4 protein-coding genes and 3 tRNA genes are annotated in these 4,384 nt (G+C 61.5%); 1 reads left to right on the forward strand and 6 read right to left on the reverse strand.

Annotated elements, in window-relative coordinates; translation table 11 throughout:
• Positions 1-180: 180 nt before the first annotated feature.
• The 5 genes from ACHFFR_RS08320 to ACHFFR_RS08340 form a co-directional block, all read right to left on the reverse strand.
• A complete protein-coding gene (locus tag ACHFFR_RS08320; RefSeq protein WP_394263805.1) occupies positions 181-1,404 on the reverse strand; it encodes a peptidoglycan bridge formation glycyltransferase FemA/FemB family protein in 1,224 nt (407 codons plus the stop codon).
• Positions 1,405-1,529: 125 nt separating this feature from the next.
• Positions 1,530-1,700 carry a 50S ribosomal protein L33 gene (gene rpmG / locus ACHFFR_RS08325; protein ID WP_394263806.1) on the reverse strand — a complete coding sequence of 57 codons (171 nt, stop codon included), beginning with the start codon at positions 1,698-1,700 and terminating at the stop codon, positions 1,530-1,532.
• 72 nt (positions 1,701-1,772) lie between these two features.
• Positions 1,773-1,846: transfer RNA gene (locus tag ACHFFR_RS08330), tRNA-Met, on the reverse strand.
• 39 nt (positions 1,847-1,885) lie between these two features.
• Positions 1,886-1,961: transfer RNA gene (locus ACHFFR_RS08335), tRNA-Thr, on the reverse strand.
• An 86-nt stretch (positions 1,962-2,047) separates the two neighbouring features.
• Positions 2,048-2,128: transfer RNA gene (locus ACHFFR_RS08340), tRNA-Tyr, on the reverse strand.
• A 237-nt stretch (positions 2,129-2,365) separates the two neighbouring features.
• On the opposite strand from ACHFFR_RS08340, the gene ACHFFR_RS08345 reads away from it, so the two are divergent.
• A complete protein-coding gene (locus ACHFFR_RS08345) occupies positions 2,366-2,860 on the forward strand; it encodes a YajQ family cyclic di-GMP-binding protein (RefSeq protein WP_394263807.1) in 495 nt (164 codons plus the stop codon).
• Between the two features lie 36 nt (positions 2,861-2,896).
• On the opposite strand, the gene ACHFFR_RS08350 is transcribed toward ACHFFR_RS08345, so the two are convergent.
• Positions 2,897-4,285, reverse strand: a complete 1,389-nt coding sequence (locus tag ACHFFR_RS08350; protein WP_394263808.1) for an FAD-dependent oxidoreductase — start codon at positions 4,283-4,285, stop codon at positions 2,897-2,899.
• Positions 4,286-4,384 lie beyond the last annotated feature (99 nt).

Raw genomic sequence — 4,384 nt, forward strand, 5'->3', positions numbered from 1 at the left:
GTCGATGATCTCGGCCTCGCTCGTCGCGTTCACGACGCTGGCGACGGGGCCGCCCACGCCGATCGTCGTCATCTGCGCCAGTGAGCGCGTGCCACGCATACGGTGGGACGGGACTGGCGGGACCGTCGTCGTCGGTTCGGACGGTTCGGGAATAGAGCAGGTCACAAACGCTCCTTAGCCTTAGGTTTCGTTCGACTTACGCTTCATGTACCAATCGAAGGCGGCGTAAATCGGCTTGTTGACGACGAGGTCGAATTCGCCGATCTTCTCGAAAATGACGGCGTTGAAGCGCGACTTGAACTCGAGCAGGGAATCCTCCAACGAGCCGTCCACGCCGCCGAGCGAGACGTAGTCCGCGCCGCCGTCGAAGGCGTGCTGGAGGGTCTCGACCCACACGAGGTCCTGAGCGGTGATCGTGCCGTAATCGCGATTCGTCCCGGCGTAGAGCATCTCGAAGCCGCGGCCGTAGCTAACGGACAGGCAGCCGGCGAGCGTCACCTCGTCGCCGTCGATCTCGTGGCGTTCTTCCATCTCCTGCAAGCGCTTCTTGCGGCTCTTGATCTGGTCGGTGAGCTGGCGGCGCTTGTTCTTCGCGTTCTCGTCGGTCGCCTCGAGCTGTTCGGCAAGATCGGCGATCTGGGTGGTGTACTCCTCGATCGCGTTCTTGATGTCGAGGTTGGAGAGGATGAGCACCGCGTCGTCGCCATAGGCGTTCATGATGCGCTCGTAGTAGGCGCGCGGGCGCAGCGTGATGTCCTTTTCTTCCTCGGTGGCGTGAATGACGGAGAGGAACTTGTCCAGATCGTCGATCGTGCCGCGGTAGACGTCCGCTTGGCGCTGACGTGCGCGCTTGTAGAAATCACGGGTGCGGCGCGGCATGGTCTTGAGGATGTCCGAGGCGTCGTCGGGCCGCAGCATCGCCGTCATGAAACGGGGCTGCAGGGTCTGATGCAGGCCGGTGAAGAATCCTCGGTGTCGGAAGCCGGCGGCCTCGATCGACTCGCGCAGCGCGGTCGCCTCGGGGCCATACTCCTGCGGGAAGTCCTCCCGGACGCCCTGCTTGACGGGCACCGGCGGGTCAATACGCACGGCAATCGCGCGCGACTTCTTCGCGTAGTTGCCAAGGCCGCGCAGGTAGGCCTGCATGACGGGCACGTTCTCGTAATCACCGATCGGGCCGTGGGGCACGTACCAGAACGAGTAGCCAAGGGGCAGGGGGCGCTTGAGGACAAGACCTGCGACGACGATATTGCCATCCGCGTCCTCGACCGCCGTGAGCGTGGAGCGCCACTCGGCCTTCACATCCGCCCACGTGGAGGATTGGAGCAGGTTGCACTGGGGATGCTGCGTAACGAACTCGTCGTACTTGGCCGCATCGACATCCGTAACAAAAGTAAGCTTCATGTTTCCTTCCGGTGGTTGCACAACCCATTATCTCACTCTGCGCAACCGAAATGGCACATCGTGGTCAACCATCGACCCCGAAAACAAAAGTGAGGCCCGTGTGGGCCTCACTCATGTGTTGGTTCCTAGCGCGTTTCGCGGTGCGTGGTCGACGCGTTACACCTAGGGCAGTACTTCTTCATTTCCAGACGATCCGGCGTGTTACGACGGTTCTTCTTCGTAATGTAGTTGCGCTCCTTGCAAACCTCGCATGCGAGGGTGATCTTGGGGCGAACGTCTGCAGACTTAGTAGCCACTGTTTTTCCTCACGTTCGGCTTGGAAGCTGATGCTTCATCGTTCTGTAGCAGGGCGGTTGCCCTCCTGGTCGTAGCGAGAGCGGGGTTTGAACCCGCGACCTCACGATTATGAGTCGTGCGCTCTGACCAACTGAGCTACCTCGCCTCAAACACTCCACGGAAATTTTCATTCCCAAGAAATGAATGGAGCCCCGAGAGGGAATCGAACCCTCGACCTTCTCCTTACCATGGAGACACTCTGCCGACTGAGCTATCGGGGCGGCGCTGGCAAGCTTACCAATAATGGCGAGCCCTCCAACATCGCTTGGCGGTGAGACTCACCACCTGCGAGCTACATGCGTAGCTGTGGCGGATGAGGGATTCGAACCCCCGTAGCTTTCGCGTCTGATTTACAGTCAGATACCATTGGCCGCTCGGTCAATCCGCCTCGATATGGATGCGATCCATATGCGACTATTGAGATTAGCAAACCGCACCGTAGGGGTGTCAAACTAATTTGGATTCCCGAAGTGCCGTAATGGTCACACTTGCACGGCTCGGCTAATCTGGTGGAAGACGCCGAGCACGGCCGGGCACAGAGGTGGTTCGGTTGGCTCGCGGTTTTTCACTATTCGGGGCAGGATTTCAGGCACTAATCAATCAGGAACTACTAGAGGGAGATGCAGTGGCAAATTCATCGTTCGACGTCGTCAGCCGTTACGACGCGCAGGAAGTAGATAACGCCGTCAACCAGGCAGCGAAGGAGATCGGCCAGCGCTACGACTTCCGAAACGTCGGCGCCTCAGTTGTGCTGACGGGCGAAACGATCACGATGAAGGCGAACTCCGCCGAACGCGTGCTCGCGATCTGGGACGTCCTCCAGACCAAGCTCATCCGCCGCGGCCTCTCGCTGAAGCAGGTAGACGTTGGCGACGGCGAGCCCAAGCCGTCGGGCAAGGAGTACCAGCTCGTTGGCTCGCTCAAGGAGGGCATCAGCCAAGAGACCGCGAAGAAGATCACCAAGCTGATTCGCGACGAGGGCCCCAAGTCCGTCAAGGCGCAGATTCAGGGCGACGAGGTGCGGGTGCAGTCGAAGTCTCGCGATGACCTGCAACAGACCATCGCGTTGCTCAAGGGCGCCGACGTGGACGTGGCGCTCCAGTTCGTCAACTACCGGTAGGCGCCACCGGCCGGCAGGCGGTTAAGCCCTGCCTGCCTAGTACAGCTTGCCGTCGTGCTCTTCGCCACGCGAGACGGCCGTCATGGTCTCTCGTTCAACGACCTTGATGCGCGCACGGCCTGCCTGCGCGCCAAGTGCCATCTCGAATGCTTCGAGGAGCTCCCAGCCGCGCCACGTCGTGAAGCGCACGCCGCGGTCTTCGAGCACAGCGCGGGTCTCGTCCCAGCCCACGGCGTCGGTGGTCGCATGCAAGATGCCAGCCTCGAAATCCTCGACGAGGTGGCCAATGGTTTCTTGCGCGTCGGACTTGGTTGAGCCGATGAGGCCAACCGGGCCGCGCTTGATCCAGCCCGTGGCGTACATGCCCGGGACTACGTCGCCGCCCGGCTCGGAAGTCACGCGACCTTCGAGGTTCGGCACAACTCCGTTGATGTCATCAAACGGCGCGCCCGGGATGGGCGAGGAGAAGTAGCCAACGGCGCGGTACACGGCCTGCACAGGGTAGTCGATGAACTCCCCCGTGCCCGCTACCGAGCCATCGCCTTGAAGCGCCGTGCGCTCCATGCGGATGCCCTCGACGTGCTCATCGCCAAGAATCTCGGCCGGTGCCTGCAACATGTGGATGTGAATCCGACGCGAGGCGGTCAGGTCCTCTTCCTCTTGGAAGACCCACTCGGTGAGCTGCTCGACGACCTGGCGGGTCATCTTGGACTCTTCCATCGCCTTTTCCGAGCCCTCGTCGTAGTCGAAGTCTTCGGGGTAGACGATGATGTCCACGTCGTTGAGCTGGCCCAGTTCGCGCAGCTCCATCGGCGTGAACTTCACCTGCGCCGGCCCGCGCCGGCCAAACACGTGAACATCGGTGATCGGCGAGGAGCGGAAGCCCTCCTCCACGTTCTTCGGGATGTCGGTGCTCATCAGATCCTCGGGATGCTTGGCGAGCATGCGCGCGACGTCGAGTGCCACGTTGCCAACACCGAGGACTGCCACCTGCTCGGCCTCGAGCGGCCAGGTGCGGGGGTAGTCCGGGTGGCCGTCGTACCAGTAGACGAAGTCGGCAGCGCCGTAGACCTCGGGAAGGTCGGCGCCCGGGATCGCGAACGGTGCGTCCTTGTCTGCGCCGGTGGACAGGATGACGGCGTCGTAGTGCTCGTGCAGCTCGTCGAACGTCAAATCCTTGCCGATCTCAACGTTTCCGACCAGGCGGATGTCGCCACGCTGGAGCACGTTATACAACGCGTTGATGATCGCCTTGATTCGCGGGTGATCAGGAGCAACCCCGTAGCGCACGAGCCCATAGGGGGCCGGCAGCTTTTCATAGAGGTCGATCTGCACGTCGATTCCCGACTTCGAGAGAATGTCCGACGCGTAAATACCGGCTGGGCCGGCTCCGATGACTGCAACATGGAGTGGACGATCTGCCACGTTTACCTCTTCCGATTCCTGGCGCCGGGCCTCCCGGCATAGACGCCCATCTTCTTAGTTGCCGCCGGTCCAAGTTCCTAGGTAAAGACGGTGGAGTAT

It is taken from the genome of Trueperella sp., from assembly GCF_043424875.1.
In the GTDB taxonomy this organism is placed as follows: Bacteria; Actinomycetota; Actinomycetes; order Actinomycetales; family Actinomycetaceae; genus Trueperella.

What these genes read in the sequence shown, in the direction of transcription:
- ACHFFR_RS08320 (WP_394263805.1), bottom strand. Translation starts at nt 1,404, where the DNA reads ATGAAGCTTACTTTTGTTACGGATGTCGATGCGGCCAAGTACGACGAG.